This window comes from Risungbinella massiliensis, from assembly GCF_000942395.1.
GTDB lineage: Bacteria > Bacillota > Bacilli > Thermoactinomycetales > Thermoactinomycetaceae > Risungbinella > Risungbinella massiliensis.
On sequence record NZ_LN812103.1, the window covers coordinates 204,130 to 228,709 of the forward strand.

The following is a 24,580-nucleotide window of genomic DNA, read 5'->3' on the forward strand; positions in this document are numbered from 1 at the left end:
GAATCTTGATCGAGAGGTTGAGCATTTTGATCAAGATTCTCGTAAGGAATGTTCCAGCAGATTGGCTTCTATTAAATAGAGAGAAAGGGATGTTCAATGCGATATCACTTATTTCCGTTTTTAATACCAAAAGAGCCTTGTTGGTGGCAGGTTCAAGTAGGTACTGGTTTACAGCCAAACTATAAAGCGACAGAGAACTCTTGGAAAAATGGATTGGAAATCCTGCGCAAAAAGTGGTACCAACGGATTATCACACAGCCTTGGATGGGGTGGGAAGTACATGGGACTTGGGATGAGACCAAGTTCTATTATTGGACTCCGGATTATAGTACTGGGGAACGTTTTCATGAGGCTTGGTCCAATGATATGGGGTTTGTCAATATACTCCAAGAGAACCCGCCGGCTTTAGATTTTGGGCGTCCGCACTCCGGAGCGAAACTTCAATTCTTCCAAGATTTCTGTGTACCGATTGAGATCTTCAGTGGGAATAGCGTAGACTCCATGACCAACTTGCTTCAGTTCATGACATATGTGGATCCTGGAGAACGAGCAGTAGTGCAGATGTTGATTAAACCAGTCTATGACGAGAAGGTAGATAAAGATTTTCGACGTGTGCTCTCTAAGCTCCAAAAGGGGCAAAATAATGCAAATGGAGAGTATGTTAAAGCGGTGATGCAAAAGTATCAAAAGCCGAAAGCCGAAATAGCGATTAAATTGATTTATTTTGCAGATTCTCAGAAAAAAGCAGATAGCCAAATGGATCAGTTCGTCAAGGCATTCTCGGTATTCAATAGTAATAAATTCAATGGTTTTGACCGACGTCGTTGGTGGAAAATCATGAAGCCGCTGTTTCGATATGAAGCAAAAAATCGTATCTTCCCAATGCGACGTAAACAAAATGCGTTGATTATGGCAACAAATGAATTAGCTAGTGTAGCACGAAATCCTACCTCTGCTGGTTCATCCCGTTTTATCCGATTACGTCATCAAATGCCACTGTCTAACATCGAGGCACGTCAAGAGTGGAAAGCAGCTGACCCAAGTAAAACGCTTTATCTTGGGCAGAACTTATTCCATTTTTGGAAACATGATATCTATCAAAGTCTATCGGATGCACAGAAAAATACGTTGGTGCTGGGCGGACCTGGTATGGGGAAAACGATGTTCCTTGTGAACTATATGGAGCAGTTCTTACGTCTTCGTACCAAGGAAAATAAGTATGGGCTGACAGTAATTGATCCAAATGGCACGTTGACGAGAGAGATTTTGACCCGCATTCCACCAGAAGAACAAGACCGCTTCCGTGTCTATGAGTTTCGTAAAGGGAATGTACCATTTAATATTTATCAGAATGACTCTCCGATCAGTGACAATAAGAAAACCCGAACAGCTCAGGGTGCAATTAAGAAGTTTGACAAATCTTTCTGGCAACCGATGGTGGAGGAGAATCTCTTGAATGCGGGGATTGCTTTGAGTAATCTCAATATGGCATCAACGGGAAATGTACAAAAGTTGTTGGAGAATGATGGATTCCGACACCATGTAATGCAGCTACTCGACCCCAATAATGAAGATCAAGCTGGACTAATCGAGTACTTCCGCCGTTATGACGAAATGGACGATGTTCGTCAGGATTTCTTGAAAGGTACTGCGATGGCAAAATTACGCAATCTAAACGTCTCGCAGATTGGACCAATGTTAAATTCGCATGCTTGTGCGCCTAGCTGGTTTCAATCGATTGAAGAAGGCTGGATTCAAGTATTTGACCTATCGGGTCTCTTTCCAAACGAGAAACAATTCTTAGCAAGCGTTGTATTTGGGTTCACGCAAGTGGCGATGCATTCTCGAGGTGGAAGACCTACGGAAGAATTACCTTATCATCCTCTTCTTGTTGATGACGCAGCGATGCTACTACAAAATCACTATGACAAGATGGAGCTCTATGCTGGTGAAGCGACTCGTCAGCGAATCCCATTTGTCTTTGCTGTAGAAGGTCTTTCTAATTTAATTAAGCCGGAAGTAATGGACTCCTTCTTCCGAAACTTTGGTACCTTTGCCTCATTCCAAGCAGGTAGCCCAACCGATGCTAAGATAGCTTGTGCCAATCTCAACAGCTTTGCTTTAAAACCAGAAGACTACAATTCAGTAGAGCCTGGAAACTGCTATATGCAAATGCCAATGGGGGAGGACCGTACCAGAGTCTTCTATGTAAAACCAAATCAGCTGGATCCAGGACCATATGCTGACCGTGCAGAAGAACTACGCAAAGCGACGGTAGCCTATGGGGAGGCCAAAGAAGCGGCAACTAGAACGGAACGAGAAAATCAGGCAAGAGAAAGACTAGCTAAATATCAGGCCTTTTTACAGAAGACCAAACAGGAAAAAACGGATAGTGCTGCTACATCAGATCATACGGTCTCTACAGAAGAGATCGTAACTAGGATCAAGCCTACCCAAACTGAAACTTTTACAGAGCGCAAAGCAGAAGTGCCAAAGACAAAAGCATCCACCTCTGATGAGATGGATGAGTTCATCGACTTGTTATACGGCATGTCTAGCAAATCAAAAAAGGCAGAATAGACGAGGATAATTACTCTACACAAAAGTCGAATAACAGAGAAAATATTGATTTGGGAATCAAAGCAATTAAATCAATGTGATCATTGTAGAGTGGGTGTAGCTCTAAAAAAGAGAGTTTTAAGCTTCCATTCTATTTAGGAAAGGAAGGTGAGAGAAAATGGCAAAACCAATTAAAAAGGATGATTTACGAAAGTTTGATGTAAAGAAGATACTCCTCATAATTTTAGGAGTCACTCTCATTCTTATGGCTAGTTTAATGGCATATGCATGGTGGGCTAATTCAGGAACGGATGGCAATCATATCTCATCGAAATTTAATCAAGAACAAATCGAAACCGGTGTCCAAAGTGTAGGGGACCAAATCATGCAGTGGCTTAGTGAGAGGGACCCACAAATGATGTTATTAATCTTGGTAGTGGGGGGCTTTATCTTAGCATTTGTTACCAAGAAATGAGTTATATAAAACAGGGCAGTTCTTCTTATATAAAAGAAGGACTGCCTTGTTTTTAGTTAGGACTACGTCTGGCATAGTAGTCTTGTTGCAATGCGCGGAATTGATCAGAGACACTATGGTTGCCTATCGCATAGCGACCAGTTGTGGGATTCCATATTTTATAAGCATGAATAGCTTGATCTAGTGATTCTTTATCATGGGGCGAGATGAGATATACCTTGTAACCATCTCGTTTTTTCTTGGAAATCCGATCCATATAGACGGAAGAATAGGTTTGGAACTGTTTTACCTTCCCTTCTTTTTGCAAAGCGCCAATTACCTTGGCTGGAATATGATGATCGGAGAGAACATCTTCTTCACTCATGGTATTGTGAATCACACTAGGGAAATTATGTTCAAAATAGAGTGCGATATTCTGAATTACATCATGTTGGTATTTGCCACCAGGCATATTATAAATATGATAAAAAGGTTCCTCTACTCCTAGGGATCTCGCTGCATCTCGGAATTCAAGGACACGTGCCTCTCCGATCTGTTTGGGAGTCAGTTTTTTCTTTGCTAGCCGACTCACCTTATCAATTGCCCCAGTCGATTCGCCGTGGGAAAGCAAGATCAGGAATACCACTCTACCACTTTGGATATCGTTGCGAATCGGAACTCCAAAGGTCAGGATTTCGTCATCTGGATGGGGTACATAGTAAATAGAAATTTCCCGATGTTGAAATTTACTTGGATCAATCTTGAGTGGTTCCACCCCATCGCCAGGCTGTTTGCGTTGTAACTCTTCCAGAGTAGGACCTTTGACTGGGACAGATTTACTTTCTGCTTGTACTTTGTTTATATTATCAATAGATTTCCAAACCAAATAGGACCCGCTAAATAAACAAGTGAGAGCGACTAAGCCAATGAGCCAATTTGACTTCATTTCCGTTCGTCCTTTCTACTACTTATCTCTCTATTGTAATGAGCATGGAAAGTTTGAACAGATCTATTGTTATTTGTTTGGAAAAGATTCAGATACGAATTAGAAAAATCTCCGATTCATGATGATTTCTTATAGAGGAATTAAGGAGATAGGAGTTTTATGAATAACTCTTGACGTGGTGTAGAAGAAGCGAAATAATAGTATTGGAAAGAGTTATTTAACAATTAATTTTCTGTAATAGGGAAATGTTTGGTGAACGCCTGAAGCAAGGTGTTTTTTTACACCTACAAAATGAATGACTGTTCATTCATGAAGAAGGAGGGGCTGTTGTTGAAACAGATCCGAAGAGCAGCAGTGTTAGGCTCTGGAGTGATGGGGGCAACAATTGCTGGTCATCTAGCTAACGTAGGGATTCCAACACTTTTATTGGATATTGTACCAAGGGAACTGACCGAACAAGAGAAAAAAGCAGGACTTACATTACAAGACCAGACAGTACGAAATAGGATCGCCTCTATTGGTGCCAAGAGACTTCTAAAAGAGAAACCAGCACCACTATATACTCCAGAAGTACTAAACCTGATTGAGGTCGGCAATCTAGAGGATGATTTGTCTAAGCTATCAGAAGTGGATTGGGTAATTGAGGTAGTAGTCGAGAATCTGGCAATCAAACAGGCTCTTTTTGCGAATATCGAAAAACATTGGAAACCAGGAATCTTGGTTACTTCGAATACCTCAGGTATTTCGCTACATGAGATGGTAAAAGATCGCTCCGAGGAGTTTCGTCAACATTTCTTTGGTACACATTTCTTTAATCCACCACGCTACCTACATTTATTAGAAGTGATTCCGACAAAGTGGAGTAATCCAGAACTCGTTTCCTTTATGAAAGCGTTTGCGGAGAAGAGGCTGGGCAAGGGTGTCGTTTTAGCCAAGGATACGCCGAATTTTATAGCGAACCGTATCGGAACATATGGATTACAAGTGACTTTGCAAGCGATGGAAGAGCTGGGATTGGGACCGGATGAGGTAGATACAGTAACGGGCAGAGCAATGGGAAGACCTAAAAGTGCAACTTTTCGCACACTCGATCTAGTCGGTCTTGATACTTATATACATGTGACAAAAAATGTAGCTGATCAGGCGCAAGATGAAGAAGATCGTGAAACGTTTGCCGTACCTAAGTTACTGTCAGAGATGGTTTCGAAAGGTTGGTTGGGAGCGAAGAGTGGGCAAGGATTTTATTTAAAACAAAAAGGTTCGAAAGGCTCGACGATCTTGGCTCTAGATCCAGAAACGATGGAATATCGAGAGCAAAGGAAGTTAAAGGCTCCGTCACTCGATTTATCGAAAAGAGCGAAAACGCTACCAGATCAGCTAAAAGCTCTCGTGTATGCGGAAGACAAAGCAGGGAAATTGGCTTGGACTATTACAAAGAAAGTGCTTCTCTATTCAGCCAAAAAGTTAGAAGAAATTGCCGATAGCATTCAAAGTGTTGATGAAGCGATGAAGTGGGGCTTTAACTGGGAGCTAGGACCTTTTGAAACATGGGATGCAATTGGAGTAACAAACTCGGTTGCCAAGATGAAATCAGAAGGAGAAACGATCCCAGCTTGGGTCGAAGAAATGCTGGCTGGTGGGAACGAGACTTTCTACCAGTTAGGCGATGGGATTGTAAAACAATTTGGGATTACGGGCAAATGGTCCAATGTAGAGGAGCCAAAAGAAAAAATATCACTATCTCGCCTCAAAGAACAAGGCAAGCTGATCAAGGGAAACAAAGGGGCTAGTCTCATTGACTTAGGGGATGGAATTGCAGCACTAGAGTTTCATTCGCTCAAACAAGCTATTGGAGCAGATGTGATTCAGATGATGCAATACGCAATGAAAGAGGTAGAAACCAACTATCGTGGGTTGGTAATCGGGAACCAAGCTCCTAATTTCTGTGTTGGTGCCAACCTAATGCTGATGCTGATGGAAGCGCAAGATCATAACTGGCCGGAATTAGACTTTATGGTACGACAGTTCCAACAAACGATGGGGGCACTTCGTACCGTGAATGTCCCAGTAGTAGCGGCACCTTTCCAACTTGCTCTGGGTGGCGGAGTGGAGGTCTGTCTACCAGCTGATCGGATTCAAGCATCTAGTGAGACATATATGGGTCTAGTAGAGGTAGGAGTAGGACTGATTCCAGGTGGTGGTGGAACGAAGGAGATGTTGCGTCGAATCACCGAAAAGAAAGGTTCGACGGATGGTTTTAGCTTACAACCACTAGTCAACCAAGCATTCCAAACCATTGCTCAGGCAACTGTCTCTACTTCAGGTGTTCAAGCAAGAGAGCTGGGCTTCTTACGTGCTGAAGATGGGATTACTGCCAATCCAAACTTCTTGATTTACGATGCGAAAAAAGTAGCAATTCAGATGGCGGAGTTAGGATATCAGAGCCCAGGTGCTCGCAAGATTCCAGTAATGGGAGAGACAGGGTTCAACGTATTACGTTTCGCAGCATATGACTTCCTCCAATCTGGATATATCTCCGAACACGACTACAAGATTGCGACCAAACTAGCATATGTCCTGTCTGGTGGCGATCTACCAGAAGGTACATTGGTAGATGAGCAATACTTACTAGATTTAGAGAGAGAGGCCTTCCTTAGTTTGATTGGGGAGCCAAAAACCCAACAACGGATGCAATACATGTTGGCCAAAGGAAAACCATTACGTAACTAGGAGAGAAGGAGGGAGAAAACATGATACAAGAAGCTGTGATCGTGGCTGCTACACGTACAGCGGTCGGCAAAGCAAAGAAGGGGAGCTTGCGTTACACAAGACCAGATGATCTTGGTGCGATCGTAGTGCGAGATGTATTGGAGAAGGTTCCACAAGTAGATGTCCAAGAGGTAGAAGATGTCATCATGGGTTGTGCCTTTCCAGAGGCAGAACAAGGAATGAACTTAGGACGGATCGTGGCCCTTCGTGCTGGATTACCTACTACTGTTCCTGGGATGACAGTGAATAGATTTTGTTCCTCGGGTTTGCAGACGATTGCACTTGCTGCAGAGAAAATTATGAGTGGTTTTGCAGATGTGGTGATTGCAGGTGGAATTGAAAGCATGAGCATGGTTCCAATGGGAGGGAACAAACCTGCTTTTAACCCCTATTTGATGGAAACGCTTCCTGAAACCTATATGTCAATGGGACACACCGCAGAGGAAGTCTCGAAGCGATATGGGATTACACGGGAAGAGCAGGATCGATTTGCCCTTCGCAGCCATCAAAACGCATTTGCAGCGATTCAATCTGGGAAATTTGAGAAAGAAATCGTACCTGTGCCTGTCTCCTACTCCTATTTAGATGAAAAAGGGAAAAAACAGCGTAAAGAGTATCTTTTCCAACAAGATGAAGGGGTTCGCCCTGATACGAGCCTCGAGGTACTTGCCAAACTCCGTCCTGTCTTCCGTGTAGGAGGAACGGTTACTGCTGGAAATTCCTCACAGACAAGTGATGGTGCAGCAGCAGTACTAGTGATGTCCCGCAAACGGGCAGAGGAGCTAGGAGTAAAGCCGCTTGCGATCTTCCGTGGATTCCAATTGGGTGGGGTAGATCCCGATGTAATGGGAGTAGGTCCAATTGTGGCTGTCCCTAAACTTCTTGCCAAGACAGGTGTTACGTTGGATCAGATTGACGTAGTGGAGCTGAATGAAGCGTTTGCCGCCCAAGCATTGGCAGTAGTTAAGGAGCTCGGAATCAATCTAGATATTGTAAATCTCAATGGCGGTGCGATCGCCTTAGGGCATCCACTAGGCTGCTCTGGTGCCAAATTGACGGTTACCGCTTTACATGAATTAGAGCGCCAACAAAAACGCTTTGCCCTGATTACGATGTGTATCGGTGGGGGAATGGGAGCAGCGGGTCTAATCGAGCGTGTCTCTTAGAAATCACTTCAGCAACATTCCGTTTTATAGCAACATCCCTACTTCAGATCAAGATTTACTCCATTATCTTCAATTTTCCAAGGATAGTTGCCAGCTAGTTTCTGCTATGTATCACGAAAGCATGGTATCGATCCAACTAGAGATAGGGGACGATGGGAGCAATGAGTTAAGTCCCCACTCTTTTTCAAAACATAGAAAAAGATAGAGAGAGGAGTCATTTCCATCATGACGAAACAAGCTACATTAGGTGGTTCGTATTTAATTTCCGAGACTGCTCCACAGGATGTTTTTACTCCGGAGGATTTTAATGAAGAACAGAAGATGATCGGAAAGATGACAGAAGACTTTGTGAAAGATCAAGTCTGGCCAGTACTGGATGAGATTGAAGAGCATAAGTTTGAGCACACCGTTCGTCTGCTCAAAGAAGCAGGAAATCTTGGATTACTTGGTGCGGATGTACCAGAGAAATATGAAGGACTAGGTTTAGACAAAGTAAGTTCTAGTCTTATTACCGAAAAGATCACCCTTGCTCGTTCTTTTGCCCTTTCACATGGTGCACATGTGGGAATCGGGACACTGCCAATCGTATTCTTTGGAACGGAGGAGCAAAAGAAAAAATATTTACCAGACTTAGCGACAGGACGCAAGTTTGCGGCATACGCATTGACCGAGCCTAGCTCTGGATCGGATGCACTTGGTGCGAAAACGACTGCCAAGCTTACTGATGATGGCAAGTATTATCTCTTAAATGGAGAAAAACAGTGGATCACCAACTCCGGATTTGCCGATGTCTTTGTTGTCTATGCCAAAGTAGATGGTCAACATTTCTCTGCTTTTATTGTAGAGAGAGACTATGATGGTGTTTCTACTGGTCCAGAAGAGAAAAAGATGGGAATCAAAGGTTCTTCTACGAGAACTTTGATTTTAGAAGATGCCAAAGTACCAGTAGAAAATCTGCTTGGCGAAGTGGGTAAAGGACATAAAATCGCCTTCAACATTCTAAATATTGGTCGATATAAATTAGCAGTCGGAACGATGGGTTCTGCCAAGCGTGCAATTGAACTCTCCGCTCAATATGCCAATCAACGAAAGCAATTCAAAACACCAATCGCCAAGTTTGGTCTGATCCGAGAAAAACTAGCGGATATGGCGATCAAAACGTATGCAGCTGAGAGCATGGTCTACCGAATTGCAGGGCTTTTTGAAGACGGACTTGATGGAGTAGAGAACGCAGAGGGGGCAGTCGTCGCAGCAGCAATTCATAACCTTGCGGTAGAGTGTTCTATTGCCAAAGTATTTAGCTCAGAGGTATTGGATTTTGTTACCGATGAAGGTGTTCAAATTCATGGTGGATATGGTTTTATGAGCGAATATGAGATCGAAAATCTGTATCGTGACTCTCGGATTAACCGAATTTTTGAGGGAACGAATGAGATTAATCGTTTGCTCATCCCAGGTACGTTGATGGGAAAAGCACAAAAAGGGGAACTTCCTCTTATTCCAGCTGCGATGAAACTCCAAGAAGAGCTACTTCTGTATATGCCTAGCTTAGAAGAGGAAGAAGGAGCATTAGAGGCAGAGAAGAAGCTAGTTGAAAATGCAAAGAAAATTTTCCTTATGGTAGCTGGAGTAGCAGTAGAATCATTTGGAACGAAATTGGATTCACAGCAAGAAATTTTACGTGATCTAGCAGATATTGCCATTGAAACTTTTGCGATGGAGAGTGCATTGCTTCGCTCTCTCAAAGCGATTGCGCATAATGGAGAAGTAAAAGAGCAAAGCAAGATCGATCTAACAACTGCGTTTATCTACCATTCATTCCAAAAAGTAGATGCTTTTGCCCGTCATGCACTATGTTCTATTGAAGAGGGAGATATGCTACGTACTCAATTATCGGTGCTAAAGAAATTGACTCGTGTGCAACCGATCAACGAAGTGAAACTCAAAAGAGGGATTGCGAAACGTGTGTTAGAGGCGGAAAAGTATGTAGTTTAACAGGTTTATTGATTAACTAAATATTAGGAGTTGATTTTTAGCCTGAAATGCTTTTGTACCGCTACTCAGCGGACCCAGACTATGGAAGGAAAACGAGGCTCAACTGTTTGAGGCGTTAGCTGAGTTTCTTGTGCCCCTTGTCTTGGGTATGAGCTTCGCCTGAAATGGGCTGGCGGAGCGGTCTTTTTTGTCTCTTCGTAAGGTACAAATCGCATGGAAGGAGAAAATCATGCTTCGATCCTCGTTGTGAAAATTTTGCTGATCAATATTTTTGTTAGTCTAAAAAATGAAAAGTATCATCCAGTTAGCGTTCAGAGGGATCCCTTCTGAACGCTTTTTCTTGTACTAAAGTTTGTCCACATGGACATACTGGGAAGGGTAAGTCAGTAAGACGGTAAGATTTGTATACGGTAAAGGAGTAATGGGAATGATGAATTATATGATTAGCAAGATTAGTAGTAAGTTCCAGGTTGTTATTCCCCGAGAGGTGCGGAAAGCTCTCCAACTACAAGAGGGAGATCAACTTCAGTGGAACGTGATGAAGACTGGAGAAGTAAGGGTTCAAAAGTTAGAGCTACATACAGCGATCGTAGATTTTTTTCAGATTATGAAGGAAGAAGCGGAGAAGAAAGGCTATACCGAAGAGGATTTGCTGGAGGAACTAAACCGGATCCGAAAGGAACGTGACTATGTTAAAACACGAGAATAAGCTTCGTGTCTTTGCAGATACCAACGTTTTTATCGACGCGATCATGGGAAACCAAGCCAGTATTGATTTTTTTCAGCATGTTGGTACTACCAATCAATTGGTTCTTTCGACCTCCGTACTCCAAGAGTTTTTTCAAGTGATAGATCATAAGTTTCCCGAACAGGCACTACTTGCAAGAGAGTTCCTCGATTTTTTAGATTGCGAGATCGTCTCTACTCCTGTTCGAGAAAAAGTTCTTTTGTTAGCGGAACAGATTCCTCTCATTCGTGATCCAGACGATGTGCATATCCTCGTTTCGTGCTGGTTAGCTGATTGTGATGTCCTCGTGACGCAAGATAAACACTTTCATACGACACGTATTCGTGAGCAGATGAATGTTCTGCGTACCCAAGATTATTTACGTCAATACGTGCTCAATGACTCATATCTCCATTAAGCTAAGACACTAAGTTGCCATGCTGCTTGGATTGCAGATTCAATCCCTCCTTGGATCCACCCTTGTAGAGAAGAAGTATGTTCTCCAGCAAAATAGATTCGACCTTCTGGAGAAGCAATATAGTTTCGAAATTCGAGTTCTTGTTCTGGTTTGAAAAAAGAAGAGGCACCTCCTGCATAAGGCATTTGAGTCCATGTTACCGCTGTACCTGTAACAAAATAAGAATAGACATCTTTACCATAAATTTTGGATAGCTCATAGAGAGCTTCGTTTACTTTTTCAGGGATGGAAAAAATATCCCATATAATAGAATCGTCTTCCCATGTATAGCTAGCTGTTACGACACCGCCTTCTTTGTCTTGCTGTAATTCTGGATTAGGGAAATAGCCAAATCGGATGGGAAGATCGGTAATGACTTGCCCCCCGAACTGACCTTGCTCCTCCCAAAAACGCTTTCGGAATTGGATTCCTATTTTTTGAGCAGGAAGATAATGAAGTTCGCGAATCACTTTTCGTTTTTCAGAAGATAGAACTGGTTGAGGTGTTATATCGACGAAATTTAGTACGGAATAAGGAATTGTCACAAGTAGCCGATCAGCGGAAATTAGTTGTTGGGCTCCTGTTTGGGTATTTTCTACACGTACAGTAGCCGATTGGGAATTCTGTGTGATACCTGTGACTTTCTGGTAAAAGCAGATTTGATCACAAAGAAGAGGAAGGAAGGCATTGGGCAGCCGATCCATTCCATCTGGAATGGACCAAAAAGAATTTTCCTTGAAAATCCGGTAGTCTTGCAAGGTTTCTAGGAATGATAGTTCTGGATAACCTTCGATATCGAGCATTACTTTGATCATTTCGATCGCTCCAGTAGATAGAGATGGACCGACTGGATTATAGCGGAGAAAATTATCTAGTGAGTATTTGCTATATTTCTCCTGTAGTTCTCTTAGCACATCTGGGTTTTTGCGAAACTCTGGTATTGATTTGGTTGCTTCTTCAAAAAGCTGATCTGCTGTTTTTCCTCTTTCATGAGGAGCTACTGGAAAGCCTAATATGTCCGGATTTCGTTCATATTCTTGACGAGTAGTATGTACGCCACGTACATAGATACGATCTTGAGGCGTACTATTAATAAATCGAGTGAGAGGCAATCCAAACTTCTCTATGTATGCTAGTGTGAGGTAATGTTTACTTGGAATACGCATAGCACCAGCGTTAAAGTAATGTTCATCTGTAAAGGGCTCTCGTAGAGTCAGAATTCGTCCTCCTACACGGTTCGATGCTTCTAAGATAGTTACTTGATGTCCAGCTTGAAGCAAGAGGGAGCCAGCTACCAATCCGGCAATCCCTGCACCAATAATAAGGATATGCTCTGGATTTTTGGTTGTAGGAAGCCCTTGATCGATGATGGAGAGCATTTCTTGCTCAGAAAGTTTCGTCTGGTGCTTCATATCCAGTTACCTCCAATCAAGTGATTGCTTCAATCTATGCAATCACTTGATTGTCCTACGACTCAAGAGCCTTCTACTTATAAGATCGTGTAAATAATATAAGAACATTTTGTAAACGCTTTATTTTGTGACTAGTAAATAAAACGTTTTCATATATAATAGATTTTGGATCCCCCTTCTATGGATCCCACGAGGAACTAGAAGGGGGAAAAGTTTTCCATCCTTCTAGTTCCTCCACATTACAATGAGTGGAGGTTGGTAAAAATGAAACAATGCACATGTTCAAATCCACAACCAGTAGATGCTGTGGATGGAAAAGCGATTTGTTCATGTGGTGGGGTTATCACAAAATAACATCATCACAGCGGCAAGATACGGGAGATTCCTGTATCTTGTTTTTAGTTTGTAGAGGAGTTGGTCAAGATGAGTGAGATTGAAGAGGTTATGATAGATTCCGAAGATGATCCTGAACTGGAAGAAAAGCTCGAACGAATCAAAGAACTAGCCCAGAAAAGAGATCTAGCTAGTACAGAAGAGATTTTCCAGTTGATTAAAGAACAACAAGATGAGCATGTGATATGGACTCTCGTCGAAGATCTTCCTGTCTTATCTCTTCCTGAGGTAGCGAAAAAAGCCTTGATGAATATCTTTCATACCATAGAAAGAGGAGACTACTCACCAAATTCTATCGTTATAGAAAAGTTGGAAGACTATTGGGATGAAGAGGTAGAGGCATTTTTATTAGATAATATCCAAGATCCGGATGAGATGGTTCGGGTAGCGATATGTGAATTGCTAGGGCGTGGAGAGTCGCAAGCTGGTATCGGGGCGTTACGGATGCTTCTGCAAGACGAGGAATGGTTAGTACGTGGCTATGCAGCTCAAGCTTTAGGGGATATTGGTAATCAGGAACAAAAAACATTTCTTCAACAATGTTTACAGTCGGAAGAAAGTGATTGGGTACAAGTGAACCTCTATGAAGCACTTTGTCAATTGGGAGAGAGGCAGTATTATACTTCTCTATTAGATTTACTGGATTCGCCTTCCTATCATACTAGGATCATCTGTACCTCTGCTCTTGTAGAACTAGTCGAAAAGCAAGATGTAGAATTGATCTTAAAAAGATTTCGTCAGAGACTACTGATAGAGGACGCTTACTCGGTAGAGTGTCATTTACAAGATAAGATAGCCTATTTGGAAGAAACGTTTTACGGGAATTAGTTTGACTGCATAGATGGAAGGAAGGTCATTACTAATTGCTAGTATTCTAGTAGCTCCGACAGGAAGAATTTGGATTAATGAACAATCTGCTGTCTGTAAAAAAGGTAGAGTGCCTATTTCTGACCTCTACCATTGTTGGATTGGTTGACGATCTTTTTTCCGATTGCCTTCCTTCTGATGACGCTCCGCTAATACTTGGATCACATTGGACCAAGTTACACCACTGATTTCTAGCAATACCATTAAGTGATAGAGCAGATCAGCACTTTCAGCAGCTACTTCGGCACGATTTTCTCCTTTTGCTGCTAGAATTACCTCGACTGCTTCTTCTCCGAACTTTTTACAGATCTTATCCATCCCTTCCCGGAAAAGATAGCTTGTATAGGAAGAAGTGTCTTGGCTTAATCTTTTTTCTTGGACACGTTGTTGTAGGTCCTCTAGCTGAAAGGGGACTGTACTCTCTTCTTGTTCGGTTGAAGCTGGTATGGATGCTATTGGCGTGTCAAAACAAGAGACGGCTCCTGTGTGACAAGTAGGTCCTGCTGGTAGAACCTGAACCAATAGTGCATCTTGATCACAATCTAGGCTCCAAGAGACTACTTGCTGGATGTTGCCTGAGGTTTCCCCTTTTTTCCAGAGACGTTCTTTGGAGCGAGAGTAAAACCAAGCTACACCTGTTTCCGCCATTTTCTCAAAGGCTTCTTGGTTTTGGTAACCAAGCATTAGCACTTCGTTGGTCTTGGCATGTTGCAGAATGGTAGGGATGAGTCCTTTTGAAAAGTCAGGTTTCACGGATCGGTACTCCTTTCTGGATACAAGCCTCTTTGACTGTCCCAATACAATAGGTTTCCTCATGAAAAATAGAGGCAGCTAAAGCAGCAGAGACTTTTGTTTCTTGGAAAACTTCGACGATATGTTCTGGTGCACCACAACCGCCAGAGGCGATGATCGGTACAGAAACTTTTTCTCCAATGGCACGTAGGAGCGGCAGATCATATCCGTTTTTCTCGCCATCTTGATCCATGCTGGTGACAAGGAGTTCTCCAGCACCAAGTGAGACTGCTTTTTCTGCCCACTCAACCGCATCGATTTTCGTCAAACGTTTTCCTCCATGTGTAGAAAGAACCCAACGATCTCCGTCCTTTTTTGCATCGATAGCGACTACGATGCACTGAGAACCAAATCGATCACTTGCTTCTCGGATGAGCTCAGGTCGACGAACAGCAGCACTATTGAGACTTACCTTATCAGCACCAGCACGTAGAAGTTGTTGAATTTGTGTTAGATCGGAGATACCTCCGCCAACTGTTAGTGGAATAAAAAGCTCTTGGGCAGTGCGTTCCACTACGTCGAGCATCGTGGAACGCCCTTCTACCGTAGCGGAAATGTCGAGAAAGATTAGTTCATCTGCACCTTCTGCGTTATAGCGTTTTGCCATCGCAACGGGGTCTCCCATCTGGCGGAGTCCTTGGAATTGAATCCCTTTTACCACATTCCCCTCTTTTACATCGAGACAAGGGATAATTCGTTTAGTTAACATTCATTTTCTCCTCCTTATCCCAGATAGTTCCTTCATAGGCCGCACGTCCTACGATGACGGCTCTAGCGCCAGTTGGTTGAAGTGCTTGGAAATCGGATCGATCCCGAACACCACCTGAGGCGATAACATCACAGGAAACAAGGGAGCAGAGCAAGGCGGTTCGCTCTAGATTAGGTCCTTGCATGGTGCCATCGCGTTCGATATCGGTGTAGATGATACCTGCTACCCCTGCCTGATCCATCGCGGTCGCCAAATCCCAGATGGTCGCCTCTGATGCATCCAACCAACCATTGGTTGCCACTTTGTCCCCTTTTGCGTCCAATCCTACATAGATCTTTCCAGGATATTTTTGAGCCAGTTGTTGAACCAATTTTGGATCTTCTACTGCGATCGTTCCCAAGATCACGGCTGCTGCTCCTGCTTGAAGATAGGCAGCAACAGTTGCCTCGTCACGAATACCCCCGCCAACCTCAATGGGTACTTCACTTGCCGTAATCAGTTCTTGGATCAAAGAGAGCTGAGTAGCTTTTTTGTCTTTGGCACCGTTGAGGTCGACGATATGGATGCGCTCTACCTGTTTAGAGGCAAAAAAACGGAGTGCTTCTTGTGGGGTGAGTGGCATTTCTCTTTTTTGCCCATAGTCTCCTTGATAGAGACGAACACACTCCCCGTTATATAGATCGATTGCCGGCCATATTTTCATCTGATACAAATCCTCCCTCTAGTGCTTGTTTTAAAATGCGAAGGCCATTTTCTCCGCTTTTTTCTGGATGAAACTGGATTCCGATCACGTTGTTCTGTTGGATGATGGCTGGTATTTTCTCTCCATAGTCTGTAGTGGCGATAATCCAATCTGAAGAGGTATCTACCATATAGCTGTGGACAAAGTAAACATACTTTTCTGCAACATTGCCTTGTTCCCGGTGTAGCTGGTTCCAGCCCATGTGAGGTAAAGGGAGTTCCGAACGAATAAATCGAACAGTACCAGGTAACAGACCGAGACCACTCGTTCCTCCACCTTCTTCTCCGTACTCTACAAGTAGTTGCATACCAAGGCAGATTCCAATGAACGGCTTTTGTCTAGCTATTTCTTGCAATACATCCCGTAAGCCACGTTGATCAATTTCTTTTATTGCAGCTGTAAAGGAACCAACTCCAGGGAGAATAATTGCCTCCGCAGCTCGTAATTCCTCAACACAATCCGTTAATTTTGCTTCGTATCCAAGAGTGACAAGTGCTCGTTCCACATTCCCTACATTGCCCATCCCATAATCGACGATTGCGATCATGCCAATACCCCTTTCGTCGATGGTAGCTCTTGGCTTACGACATGGATCGCTTCTTTGAGTGCTCGCCCAAACGCCTTGAATATACTCTCGATTTGGTGATGCGTGTTGGAGCCATGCAGGAGATCGATATGCAAGGTGATCCCACTATGCAGACAAAAAGCTCGGAAAAATTCTTCGACTAATTCAGTATCAAAAGTTCCTACTTTTTCGCGAGAGAAGGAAGCGCCAAAATGACAATAAGGTCGTCCGCTAATATCGAGGGTGACTCGACTTAGTGTCTCATCCATTGGAACATAAGCTGTTCCATAACGTTCGATCCCTTTTCGGTCCCCTAGTGCTTGACGTACTGCTTGCCCAAGTACGATCCCTACGTCTTCGACTGTATGATGATCATCTACATCCAGATCCCCTTTTGCTTGAAGAGATAGGGCGAGGGAAGCGTGAAATGCAAATAAAGTTAGCATATGATCAAAGAATCCAACTCCAGTATTGATGGAGGAATTGCATTTTTGATCTAACTCCACTGTGCAAGAGATCTGGGTCTCTTTGGTCTCACGAACGACTGTAGCTTGTCTCATTTGGTTGCCACCTTTCGATTGCGCTTTGAAATAGAAGAAGATGTTGAGGTGTCATTAGGGAGATACGACAACACTCTCGTAAACTCTCTGTTGGAAAAAGCCTTAAACGAAATCCGTTTTGTTCACAGTACTGGGCAAATGGGAGCGCCTCTGCACCATAGAGGAAAAAATAGTTGGCATAACTATTTAGCATCTTAAGTTCTGGAGTTCGTATTACTACCTTTTGAAGAATGGCTTCCAGTCGATCCATCATCTCACATTGTTCTTTCCAGAAAAGTGTAACTCGCGACTTTTGACGGAGAAGTTCTGTTGCAATGGCTAACGAAAGATGATTGATTGGAAAAGGTAGTTCATATTGTTGGAGTAGTTGTCTGGTCGATTGGGTTGCGATCGCAATCCCAACTCGTAAACCAGCCATACCAAAGCTTTTGGACATGGTACGCAGTCGGATGACATGATCTAGACTTAACCAATCCACTGAAGCATCTGTCGTTTCTTCTGCATCAAATCCGTAATAGGCTTCATCCAAAATAAGATAGCCCCCAACTTGTTCCATTGCTTGTGCACACTGTTTGATCCAATCAATTGGAAAGAGCTGACCAGTTGGATTGTGTGGGTTAGATAAAAAGAAAAGGGCAGGGCGTGCAGTTTGAATGGTTTCCAAAATCTTCTCCAATGAAAAAGAAAAGGATGAATCAGCTGGCACACTGACAACTCTACGTCCAGCTTGCTCTGCGCAGACTCGATACATGGTAAAGTCCGGTTCCAACATTAGAATAGGCTGGTCATTTTTCCCTAATACGAGGCAAATCTGTTGAATCCACTCATCAGAACCGTTGCGTGCTAAGAGATTATCCACAGGAAGCTGAAAGAAGTTTGCATAAGCTTCGAGAAAGTTCGTTAAATGTGCAGAAGGATAGCGATTGATCTCTGCTTGCTGAACGATGGTTCCGATCTCCTCTGACGAGAGGGGCGAGCGGTAACTTTCATTGCTATTTAAAAGAATCATCTCTTATTGGCTCCCTTCTTTTCGGATTCGAACAGATGCTGCGTGAGCTGTAAGTTCTTCTGCGATTGCCAATTCCTCTACATCGGATGCCTCTGCTAAAAGTTCTGCCTTGCTATAGTGGAGTATAGAGGTGCGAGTATAAAAATCAGATACGGATAATCCACTAGAAAAACGGGCTGTTCCTCCAGTTGGCAAGACATGACTTGGTCCTGCAAGATAATCACCCATTGCTTCAGGTGTCATGTCCCCAACAAAAATAGCACCTGCGTGCCTGATCTGAGCGGCAATGGCCCAAGGTTCTAACGTTTGGATGGAAAGATGTTCAGGAGCGATCTCACTGGCTAGCTCGATTCCCTCAGAGAGATTGGAAACCCAAATAGTATCGTGATAGTTTTGAAGTGATTGCTGGATAATCTCTTTGCGTGGTAATTGCTCCGTTTGGCTAACTAACTCTTTTTGAACTTGCTCGGCTAAAGTGCGAGAAGTAGTAATCAAATAAGTCTGTGCCTCTTCATCGTGCTCTGCTTGGGCGAGAAGATCAGCAGCGATCCAAACCGGATTAGCTTGGCCATCGGCTATGATGGCTAGTTCGCTAGGTCCTGCGATAGAGTCAATACCAACATCTCCATAGACAAGTTTCTTCGCCGCCGCAACATAGCTATTACCTGGGCCGACAATTTTATCTACTTTTGGGATCGATTCCGTCCCATAGGCAAGGGCAGCAATCGCTTGGGCTCCTCCTACGGTAAATACTCGATCTACCCCAGCCAACCACGCTGCTGCTAGCACTTCAGAACGAACGTTGCCATCTTTGTTTGCAGGAGTGGTGATAAAAATTTCCTCAACTCCAGCTACCTTGGCAGGGATTGCTGTCATCAAAACAGTGGAAGGATAAGCTGCCTTGCCACCAGGAACATAGAGACCTACACGATTAAGTGGGCGATACCATGCACCCAAAATCTTGCCAGCTGAAGAGGGAGCCATCTGATTGCTCGGTTTTTGACTCTCTTGAAAAGTGGTGATTTGTTGTTTTGCTCGATTTAATGCTTTTTGTAGAGCAGATGGGAGCTCTTCCCATGCTTTTTTCCATGCTGTTTTGGGGATCTCCATCTCGACCAAACGAAGGCCATCCCATTTTTCGGTGTATTCTTTTATTGCTTCATCTCCACGCTTTCGAACTTGGGACAGGATCTCTGCTACTTGTGTTAACACTTGTGGCTGGAGTGTACTATTCTCTCGTTTTTTCTGCCAAAATTGCTCTTGCGTCTTGATCTTCATTCGATGGACCCTCCTTCTCTTGGTCACTCCACTTTTGAATGAGTGGTTCGATCTCGGCTCTCTGTGTAAAGTAGGCGTGCTTGTTGACGATACAGCGAGCCTGAAGAGGTGCGAGTACTTTTCGTTCTACCAGTCCATTTGCTCGTAATGTACTTCCTGTTTCCACGATGTCGACTATTCCATCAGAAAGTCCCATTACAGCTGCTAGTTCTACTGATCCTTGTAGCGGAATACATTCCACTTCTTGTTGGAAGGTAGCAAAATATCGCTTCGTTACATTAGGATATTTGGTTGCAATGATTCGTAGTGGATCGTGTAACTCCCGATCTTTTCTCGTTGCAATCGCAAAGTGACATATTCCAAAAGGAAATGAGAGGAGATGATAGACATCAGCTTGTGCTTCCAACAGAGTATCTTCTCCAACCACTCCCAGTGAGGCGATTCCTCTTTCGACATAGGTTGGGACATCAGAACCTTTGACCAACAAGAAGCGTATCTCTTCCGCCTCGACGACTAACTCTCTGCCTGCCTGCTTTAGCGCCTCTGCACAGGCTTGCTGCCCGCGTTCTTCTAAAAATTGTATATATTGCTTTTCCAAACGCCCTTTTGCGACCGCTACCGTTAACATCATCTTTGCTCCTTTCTTCCGAAAAGCTCTAACACTGGCATATTGATCGCCATGCCAAACGAACTTGCCTCTTGGGAAGAAGGGAGACGATATCTACCACCAGTTGTAATCGGCTCTAGTGCTTCGGTTACATAAATCTGACATGTGATTCCTTCATAATAGGAGCGTTTAGGCGTAGCTCCGACATCTAATACGATTTCTTGTACACCACATTCTCTTAGTAATGAAGCAAACACCCGTATCTCTTGTACTGCTTGCTGCCATGCAGGTGTAGAGATAGGAGGTTTTGGGAATGCGGTTGATTCTCGTTTTGGAAGATACATTAATAGTGAGAGAAGGGATTGGTACTCCTCTGGTCTCTTTGAATTATTAATTAGACGTTGGATCGCTTCATTATTTTTATAGCGAATTGCTTCACGGAGCTGGGTCTCCTCGATGAGTGGAGAAGCAGGTAGATAAAATTGATAAAAATGATGATAGCCAATGACGGCAGTCATCGGAGCTTGCTGTATTTTTTCTTGCAAATAAGGAAGGATCACTTCTAATGTTTGCTGCTCTGCTAGTGGAAAAGGGGTTTGAAAAGCCTCTAATCCCAATTGACGACTCATCCCATCATTCCAAAAGGTATCACCTACATATGCCACCCGATCAGCTAACCCATTGTCTTGAATCCTTTGTCTTGCTACCACTTCTGTCCAGTCATAACGCAATGATTCGACTTCGCCCTGTTCATTGAGCCATTTTTTCCGGACTGATAGATCCTCTCGTCCTTCCGCCACTAGTTGATCCCAACGATATCGCTCTAAAATTGGGAGTTCGATCGGTTGAAAACCTTGGGATAGAGCGAATTCGAGAAACTCCCATTCCCATCGCATTTTTCGAACATAAGCTGCGCCGCTTTTAACCTCCTCTGTTGACCAAGACATTTGACATCCTCCTGACTACTCTGTATGCTTTATTTTATTATCTCTCTAATGTGTTATCTCTCTAATGTGATAAAGTAATATATCCAAGTTAACATGATCACAGCCGATCGTCAAATAAGATTTTGTTAAATAGGAGTGAGTTGGATGGATCTATGGGATGCGCATATTCACACACCATTTTGTCCACATGGCACGTCTGATTCCTTAGAGCAGTATGTAGAAACAGCGATCAGTCGAGGTCTTACGGGTATTATCTTTACCGAACATGCTCCGTTACCTCGATCATTTGTTGACCCCACACCCAAAAAAGACAGTAGTATGCGATGGGATGAAGTAGAAGTTTATTTAGAGGAAGTTCATCAGCTCCAAGTTCGATATGGTGATCAACTGACCATTCGAGCGGGATTTGAGATAGATTACCTTCAAGGCTATGAACAAGAGACAATGGAATTTTTACAAAAATATGAGCCTTGTCTTGCTCATTCCCTCCTCTCCGTCCACTTCTTGCCACTTCCAAATAGGGAATTTCTCTGTCTCGATTATGATAAGAGGATGTTTGGAGAGATTGTCCAAGCTTATGGTTCGGTAAAAAAGGTCTACCAAGTCTATCGAGACCAGGTTCAAAACGTCTTAGCAAAGCCATTTGGTCGTTTGACCCCAATGAGATTAGGACATCTCAATCTAGTTCAAAAGTTTGAACAAGCTTATCCATTGAAGGAGACAAAGAAAGATACAGAACTGGTAGAGTGGCAAAGCCTTTTAGATCAGGTACAAATAGCTGGATTTAGCCTTGATTACAATACTTCGGGGATTGATAAACCTTTATACGGTCAAACTTATCCATCGTCTATATTAGTTGCAGAAGCACAAAAGAGGGGAATTTCACTTATTTTGGGATCTGATAGCCATGAGGCGAAAACGGTAGGAAGATATTTCGAGGGAAAGGCCGGCAAAAATTGTTCACAAAATGAATAGATTCTATTTATATAGTAGTCTATTTTTGTGAGATACAATATCGTTATATTTGCCATTAGGCAGATAACCAACATTCGGGGAGACCGTATCAATCCGGATGTTGGTTATCAACATCGGATGATATAGGTCGCTCCTACTAAAAAAGGAGAGATTGAGTATGAAAAAATTAGTAAGTGTCGTAATCGCAGGAATGATCGTAACAGGGTGCCAATCATCCCAAACAGCAGAACAACAAGTACCAGTACAACAAAAGGAAGTAACAACAGAAGGACCATCTGTTCCAGAAAAGACATTAATACCAGACACAGAAAAGTTAGTAGCTATTGATAGTAATAGTTCGATCATCGTTCCAGACAATTGGGATGTAACGAAAAAGACACCTTCGGAACAAAATGTAGAAACATACATCGAATTCTCGTTTAAAGGATCGACTCTTTTCGTTTTAAGAGGATACACAGGATATACAGAAACAAAGTGGGATCAGGATTTTGAAGGTGGACTAGAGAAAAAACTCGCAGTAAAACAAAACATTATTTACTCCTACATGGATACAACAGAACCTAGCCAAGAAGCACTAGAGGATGAAGTACTACTCGAAGAAACACAAAAAGAATGGGCAAAGGTAGAAAATGTAGTGAAAACCTTCCAGTAATCGAACAAGACGATACAACGATTACCATCCGATGTTGAAAAAGACGAACGAACTAGTTTTTAGTCGTTCGTCTCTTTTTATATAGAGGGGGCTTAAGATGACAAGAAAAAGTATAGGGAAAATGATAGACAAAGTATTACTTTGTTTCCTCAGTTTGCTTGCCATTTTAACAGGTTACTCCATATATAGTGTTTGGTCTTTTGGTGGAGTAAATCAATTAGTCAAAACCGATGCTGCCATTGTATTAGGAGCAGCGGTCTAGGAGGACAAACCCTCTCCTGCACTAAAAGAGAGGATCAATCATGCAATATGGCTCTATCAAAAAGGATACGTACAGAAAATCATTTTTACTGGTGGTATAGGTGACCAAAAAACGATGTCAGAGGCAGAAGTATCACGAAATTATGCTTTGGAGAAACAGGTAAAGCCAGAAGATATTCTGATCGAGAGTAAGTCAAGAACAACAGAAGATAATCTTCGATATGCTTATGATGTGGCAAAACAGAATGATCTAAAGACATATACCATCGTAAGTGACCCTTATCATATGAAACGCGCAATTGTGATCGCCGAGGATTTAGGGATGGAAGTATATTCTTCCCCTACACCTAGCACGGTTTTTCGCAGTTTTAAAACAAAGTGGTCCTTTTTCTGGCAAGAATGGTATTACTATATTGATTATCAAATAAGTCGTTCCACATAGCTAGAAGAAGTATGGTTTCAGTCTTTAGAAAAAGTATCATGAGCATATTTTTTCCGCAGTTTCATCAGATAAGGTACTTGTTGTTTCATATTTTGGTACACAACAGTTTCCACATTATAGCGGGACCAAATATCCGCTAATCGTTCCTCTATTGTGATGGTTTGTCCATCGGGAGAAGTATGAATATCACAGTAAGTTAGAAAATCAATACGCTCTTGTTGACTAGTGGTGACGAACTTGGACAGTTTTTCATACATCTCCCTTATTTTTCCACCATGTAATTGTGCTTCCCCATCAGCTCCACCATGAAAGAGAATCGCCATGATGACATCCAGTTCAAACCCATGTTCTAGTGCATATATTGCTCCGTCTATCGGATGGAAACCAGTACGAATCAAACTAGGAGAATATCCAACGTCATGTAGATAAGATTCAGGGGATTTGTTCGCTTTTTGAACGACTCCTAAAATGTGTTGGTAACGCATATCAGTGGGGGAAAAGTAAGTCTGTAGCCACTCTGTGGAGAGGATAGGAGAAGTTTTGCTATTGGGAATAACGCCATAAGTCTCTCCTAGCAAAACAAGTGGGAACTCTACATAGCTTGAGAGATGATAATCTGCCTCAATTTCCTCGTTTTGGAAGGCACAAGTTTGAATTCCTAGCTTACGGGCTGGTTCTAGATCTAACTCCCGATCTCCAATAACAAGATTAATCCCGTATTTGGCTTGCAAATATTCGTAAGCAGGTGTATCGGGTTTGCGGGCAAAGCCGTCCTCTTGGCAGACAACTTCTGTAAAATACTCGTTCAATTGGTATTCATCTAGTAATTCCTCTACCAATTTACGTGATTTGTGAGTATAGATCACGTTACACTCCGCTAGTTTCAATACCTCTCGAATATAGGAGAATGGTTGTTTTTGTTGATTAGGTAGAGTTTGTTCTATTTCTACCATCTTTTGAAGTGTTTCGGTAGGATCTAGATCTAATGAAGTAAATGCATATACGGATGAGCGTTTCATCCTACGCAATAACTCCTCTGAACTTATCGTTTTTCCTTGTTCTTCGATAGCTCGGATCGCGGCTTGTATCATCGTTGGATAGGTATCCATGATGGTACCGTCAAAGTCCCATAAAATACGCATAATAGCCTCCTATTTCTTTGTATATGTATGTATATCTTGAAAAAGTATCCGTTTCTTTTATTTTAGAGTAGATTAGTAGCGAAATGAAGTTTTTCTAGACTTGTTACGATCTATCTCTATTGAAAAATTCATCTTTTTTTCATCTACATGCACA

General features: G+C 42.7%; 23 protein-coding genes and 1 pseudogene. 12 read left to right on the forward strand and 12 right to left on the reverse strand.

The annotated features are described in order from the left end of the window. Positions 1 to 96 precede the first annotated feature (96 nt). Both VJ09_RS12035 and VJ09_RS12040 read left to right on the forward strand, forming a co-directional pair. Positions 97 to 2,580, forward strand: a complete 2,484-nt coding sequence (locus VJ09_RS12035) for a type IV secretory system conjugative DNA transfer family protein (protein WP_044641966.1) — start codon at positions 97 to 99, stop codon at positions 2,578 to 2,580. A 157-nt stretch (positions 2,581 to 2,737) separates the two neighbouring features. Further along, positions 2,738 to 3,034 carry a hypothetical protein gene (locus tag VJ09_RS12040; RefSeq protein ID WP_044641967.1) on the forward strand — a complete coding sequence of 99 codons (297 nt, stop codon included), beginning with the start codon at positions 2,738 to 2,740 and terminating at the stop codon, positions 3,032 to 3,034. A gap of 52 nt (positions 3,035 to 3,086) precedes the next feature. On the opposite strand, the gene VJ09_RS12045 is transcribed toward VJ09_RS12040, so the two are convergent. Continuing rightward, a complete protein-coding gene (locus tag VJ09_RS12045; RefSeq protein WP_044641968.1) occupies positions 3,087 to 3,959 on the reverse strand; it encodes a PIG-L family deacetylase in 873 nt (290 codons plus the stop codon). A gap of 327 nt (positions 3,960 to 4,286) precedes the next feature. On the opposite strand from VJ09_RS12045, the gene VJ09_RS12050 reads away from it, so the two are divergent. The 5 genes from VJ09_RS12050 to VJ09_RS12070 all read left to right on the forward strand — a co-directional run bounded on the left by VJ09_RS12050 (position 4,287) and on the right by VJ09_RS12070 (position 11,034). Continuing rightward, entirely contained in the window at positions 4,287 to 6,689 is a 2,403-nt protein-coding gene (locus VJ09_RS12050) for a 3-hydroxyacyl-CoA dehydrogenase/enoyl-CoA hydratase family protein (RefSeq protein ID WP_044641969.1), read from the forward strand. 23 nt (positions 6,690 to 6,712) lie between these two features. After that, positions 6,713 to 7,894 carry a thiolase family protein gene (locus tag VJ09_RS12055; RefSeq protein WP_044642856.1) on the forward strand — a complete coding sequence of 394 codons (1,182 nt, stop codon included), beginning with the start codon at positions 6,713 to 6,715 and terminating at the stop codon, positions 7,892 to 7,894. Between the two features lie 225 nt (positions 7,895 to 8,119). Next, entirely contained in the window at positions 8,120 to 9,889 is a 1,770-nt protein-coding gene (locus VJ09_RS12060) for an acyl-CoA dehydrogenase family protein (RefSeq protein WP_044641970.1), read from the forward strand. 427 nt (positions 9,890 to 10,316) lie between these two features. Next, positions 10,317 to 10,598, forward strand: coding sequence for an AbrB/MazE/SpoVT family DNA-binding domain-containing protein (locus tag VJ09_RS12065; RefSeq protein ID WP_052807374.1), 282 nt, complete (start codon positions 10,317 to 10,319; stop codon positions 10,596 to 10,598). After that, the gene (locus VJ09_RS12070) at positions 10,579 to 11,034 is read left to right on the forward strand and encodes a PIN domain-containing protein (protein WP_044641971.1); all 456 of its coding nucleotides are present in this window, start codon (positions 10,579 to 10,581) and stop codon (positions 11,032 to 11,034) included. The genes VJ09_RS12065 and VJ09_RS12070 overlap by 20 nt, the downstream gene beginning before the upstream one ends. Here VJ09_RS12070 and VJ09_RS12075 read toward each other — a convergent pair. Continuing rightward, entirely contained in the window at positions 11,031 to 12,485 is a 1,455-nt protein-coding gene (locus VJ09_RS12075; RefSeq protein WP_044641972.1) for a flavin monoamine oxidase family protein, read from the reverse strand. The two genes, VJ09_RS12070 and VJ09_RS12075, sit on opposite strands and share 4 nt — an antisense overlap. A 423-nt stretch (positions 12,486 to 12,908) precedes the next feature. On the opposite strand from VJ09_RS12075, the gene VJ09_RS12080 reads away from it, so the two are divergent. Further along, positions 12,909 to 13,706: a HEAT repeat domain-containing protein gene (locus VJ09_RS12080; protein ID WP_044641973.1), complete on the forward strand. Its 798-nt coding sequence runs from the start codon at positions 12,909 to 12,911 to the stop codon at positions 13,704 to 13,706. A 126-nt stretch (positions 13,707 to 13,832) separates the two neighbouring features. On the opposite strand, the gene hisIE is transcribed toward VJ09_RS12080, so the two are convergent. From hisIE to VJ09_RS12125, 9 genes are read right to left on the reverse strand one after another with little or no spacing between them, the layout of a single operon-like run. After that, positions 13,833 to 14,561: a bifunctional phosphoribosyl-AMP cyclohydrolase/phosphoribosyl-ATP diphosphatase HisIE gene (gene hisIE / locus VJ09_RS12085; protein WP_044641974.1), complete on the reverse strand. Its 729-nt coding sequence runs from the start codon at positions 14,559 to 14,561 to the stop codon at positions 13,833 to 13,835. Further along, positions 14,488 to 15,246, reverse strand: coding sequence for an imidazole glycerol phosphate synthase subunit HisF (hisF, locus tag VJ09_RS12090; protein WP_044641975.1), 759 nt, complete (start codon positions 15,244 to 15,246; stop codon positions 14,488 to 14,490). Before hisF ends, hisIE begins: the two co-directional genes overlap by 74 nt. Further along, positions 15,236 to 15,949, reverse strand: coding sequence for a 1-(5-phosphoribosyl)-5-[(5-phosphoribosylamino)methylideneamino]imidazole-4-carboxamide isomerase (gene hisA, locus VJ09_RS12095; protein ID WP_044641976.1), 714 nt, complete (start codon positions 15,947 to 15,949; stop codon positions 15,236 to 15,238). Before hisA ends, hisF begins: the two co-directional genes overlap by 11 nt. Beyond that, positions 15,918 to 16,535, reverse strand: a complete 618-nt coding sequence (gene hisH / locus VJ09_RS12100) for an imidazole glycerol phosphate synthase subunit HisH (RefSeq protein ID WP_044641977.1) — start codon at positions 16,533 to 16,535, stop codon at positions 15,918 to 15,920. The genes hisA and hisH overlap by 32 nt, the downstream gene beginning before the upstream one ends. Then, a complete protein-coding gene (hisB, locus tag VJ09_RS12105) occupies positions 16,532 to 17,113 on the reverse strand; it encodes an imidazoleglycerol-phosphate dehydratase HisB (protein ID WP_044641978.1) in 582 nt (193 codons plus the stop codon). The genes hisH and hisB overlap by 4 nt, the downstream gene beginning before the upstream one ends. Then, a complete protein-coding gene (locus VJ09_RS12110) occupies positions 17,088 to 18,122 on the reverse strand; it encodes a pyridoxal phosphate-dependent aminotransferase (protein WP_052807375.1) in 1,035 nt (344 codons plus the stop codon). Before VJ09_RS12110 ends, hisB begins: the two co-directional genes overlap by 26 nt. Before the next feature lie 3 nt (positions 18,123 to 18,125). Then, positions 18,126 to 19,400 (reverse strand): histidinol dehydrogenase, encoded by a 1,275-nt coding sequence (gene hisD / locus VJ09_RS12115; RefSeq protein ID WP_044641979.1) that lies wholly within the window; start codon positions 19,398 to 19,400, stop codon positions 18,126 to 18,128. Next, positions 19,351 to 20,031: an ATP phosphoribosyltransferase gene (hisG, locus tag VJ09_RS12120; protein WP_230199150.1), complete on the reverse strand. Its 681-nt coding sequence runs from the start codon at positions 20,029 to 20,031 to the stop codon at positions 19,351 to 19,353. The genes hisD and hisG overlap by 50 nt, the downstream gene beginning before the upstream one ends. Then, complete coding sequence (locus VJ09_RS12125) at positions 20,028 to 20,954, reverse strand: ATP phosphoribosyltransferase regulatory subunit (protein WP_044641980.1); 927 nt, start codon at positions 20,952 to 20,954, stop codon at positions 20,028 to 20,030. The genes hisG and VJ09_RS12125 overlap by 4 nt, the downstream gene beginning before the upstream one ends. Positions 20,955 to 21,098: 144 nt before the next feature. Between VJ09_RS12125 and hisJ the strand changes: the two genes are divergently transcribed. The 4 genes and pseudogenes from hisJ to VJ09_RS12140 all read left to right on the forward strand — a co-directional run. Next, entirely contained in the window at positions 21,099 to 21,929 is an 831-nt protein-coding gene (gene hisJ / locus VJ09_RS12130) for a histidinol-phosphatase HisJ (protein ID WP_044641981.1), read from the forward strand. A gap of 157 nt (positions 21,930 to 22,086) precedes the next feature. Then, a complete protein-coding gene (locus VJ09_RS12135; RefSeq protein ID WP_044641982.1) occupies positions 22,087 to 22,581 on the forward strand; it encodes a hypothetical protein in 495 nt (164 codons plus the stop codon). A gap of 97 nt (positions 22,582 to 22,678) precedes the next feature. Continuing rightward, positions 22,679 to 22,843: a hypothetical protein gene (locus VJ09_RS18480; RefSeq protein WP_154662361.1), complete on the forward strand. Its 165-nt coding sequence runs from the start codon at positions 22,679 to 22,681 to the stop codon at positions 22,841 to 22,843. 30 nt (positions 22,844 to 22,873) lie between these two features. Then, positions 22,874 to 23,284, forward strand: a pseudogene (locus VJ09_RS12140) (YdcF family protein); the annotation flags it as partial. A gap of 17 nt (positions 23,285 to 23,301) precedes the next feature. Here the strand turns inward: VJ09_RS12140 and VJ09_RS17675 are convergent. Next, positions 23,302 to 24,426: an HAD-IA family hydrolase gene (locus tag VJ09_RS17675; RefSeq protein ID WP_052807376.1), complete on the reverse strand. Its 1,125-nt coding sequence runs from the start codon at positions 24,424 to 24,426 to the stop codon at positions 23,302 to 23,304. Positions 24,427 to 24,580: the final 154 nt, after the last annotated feature.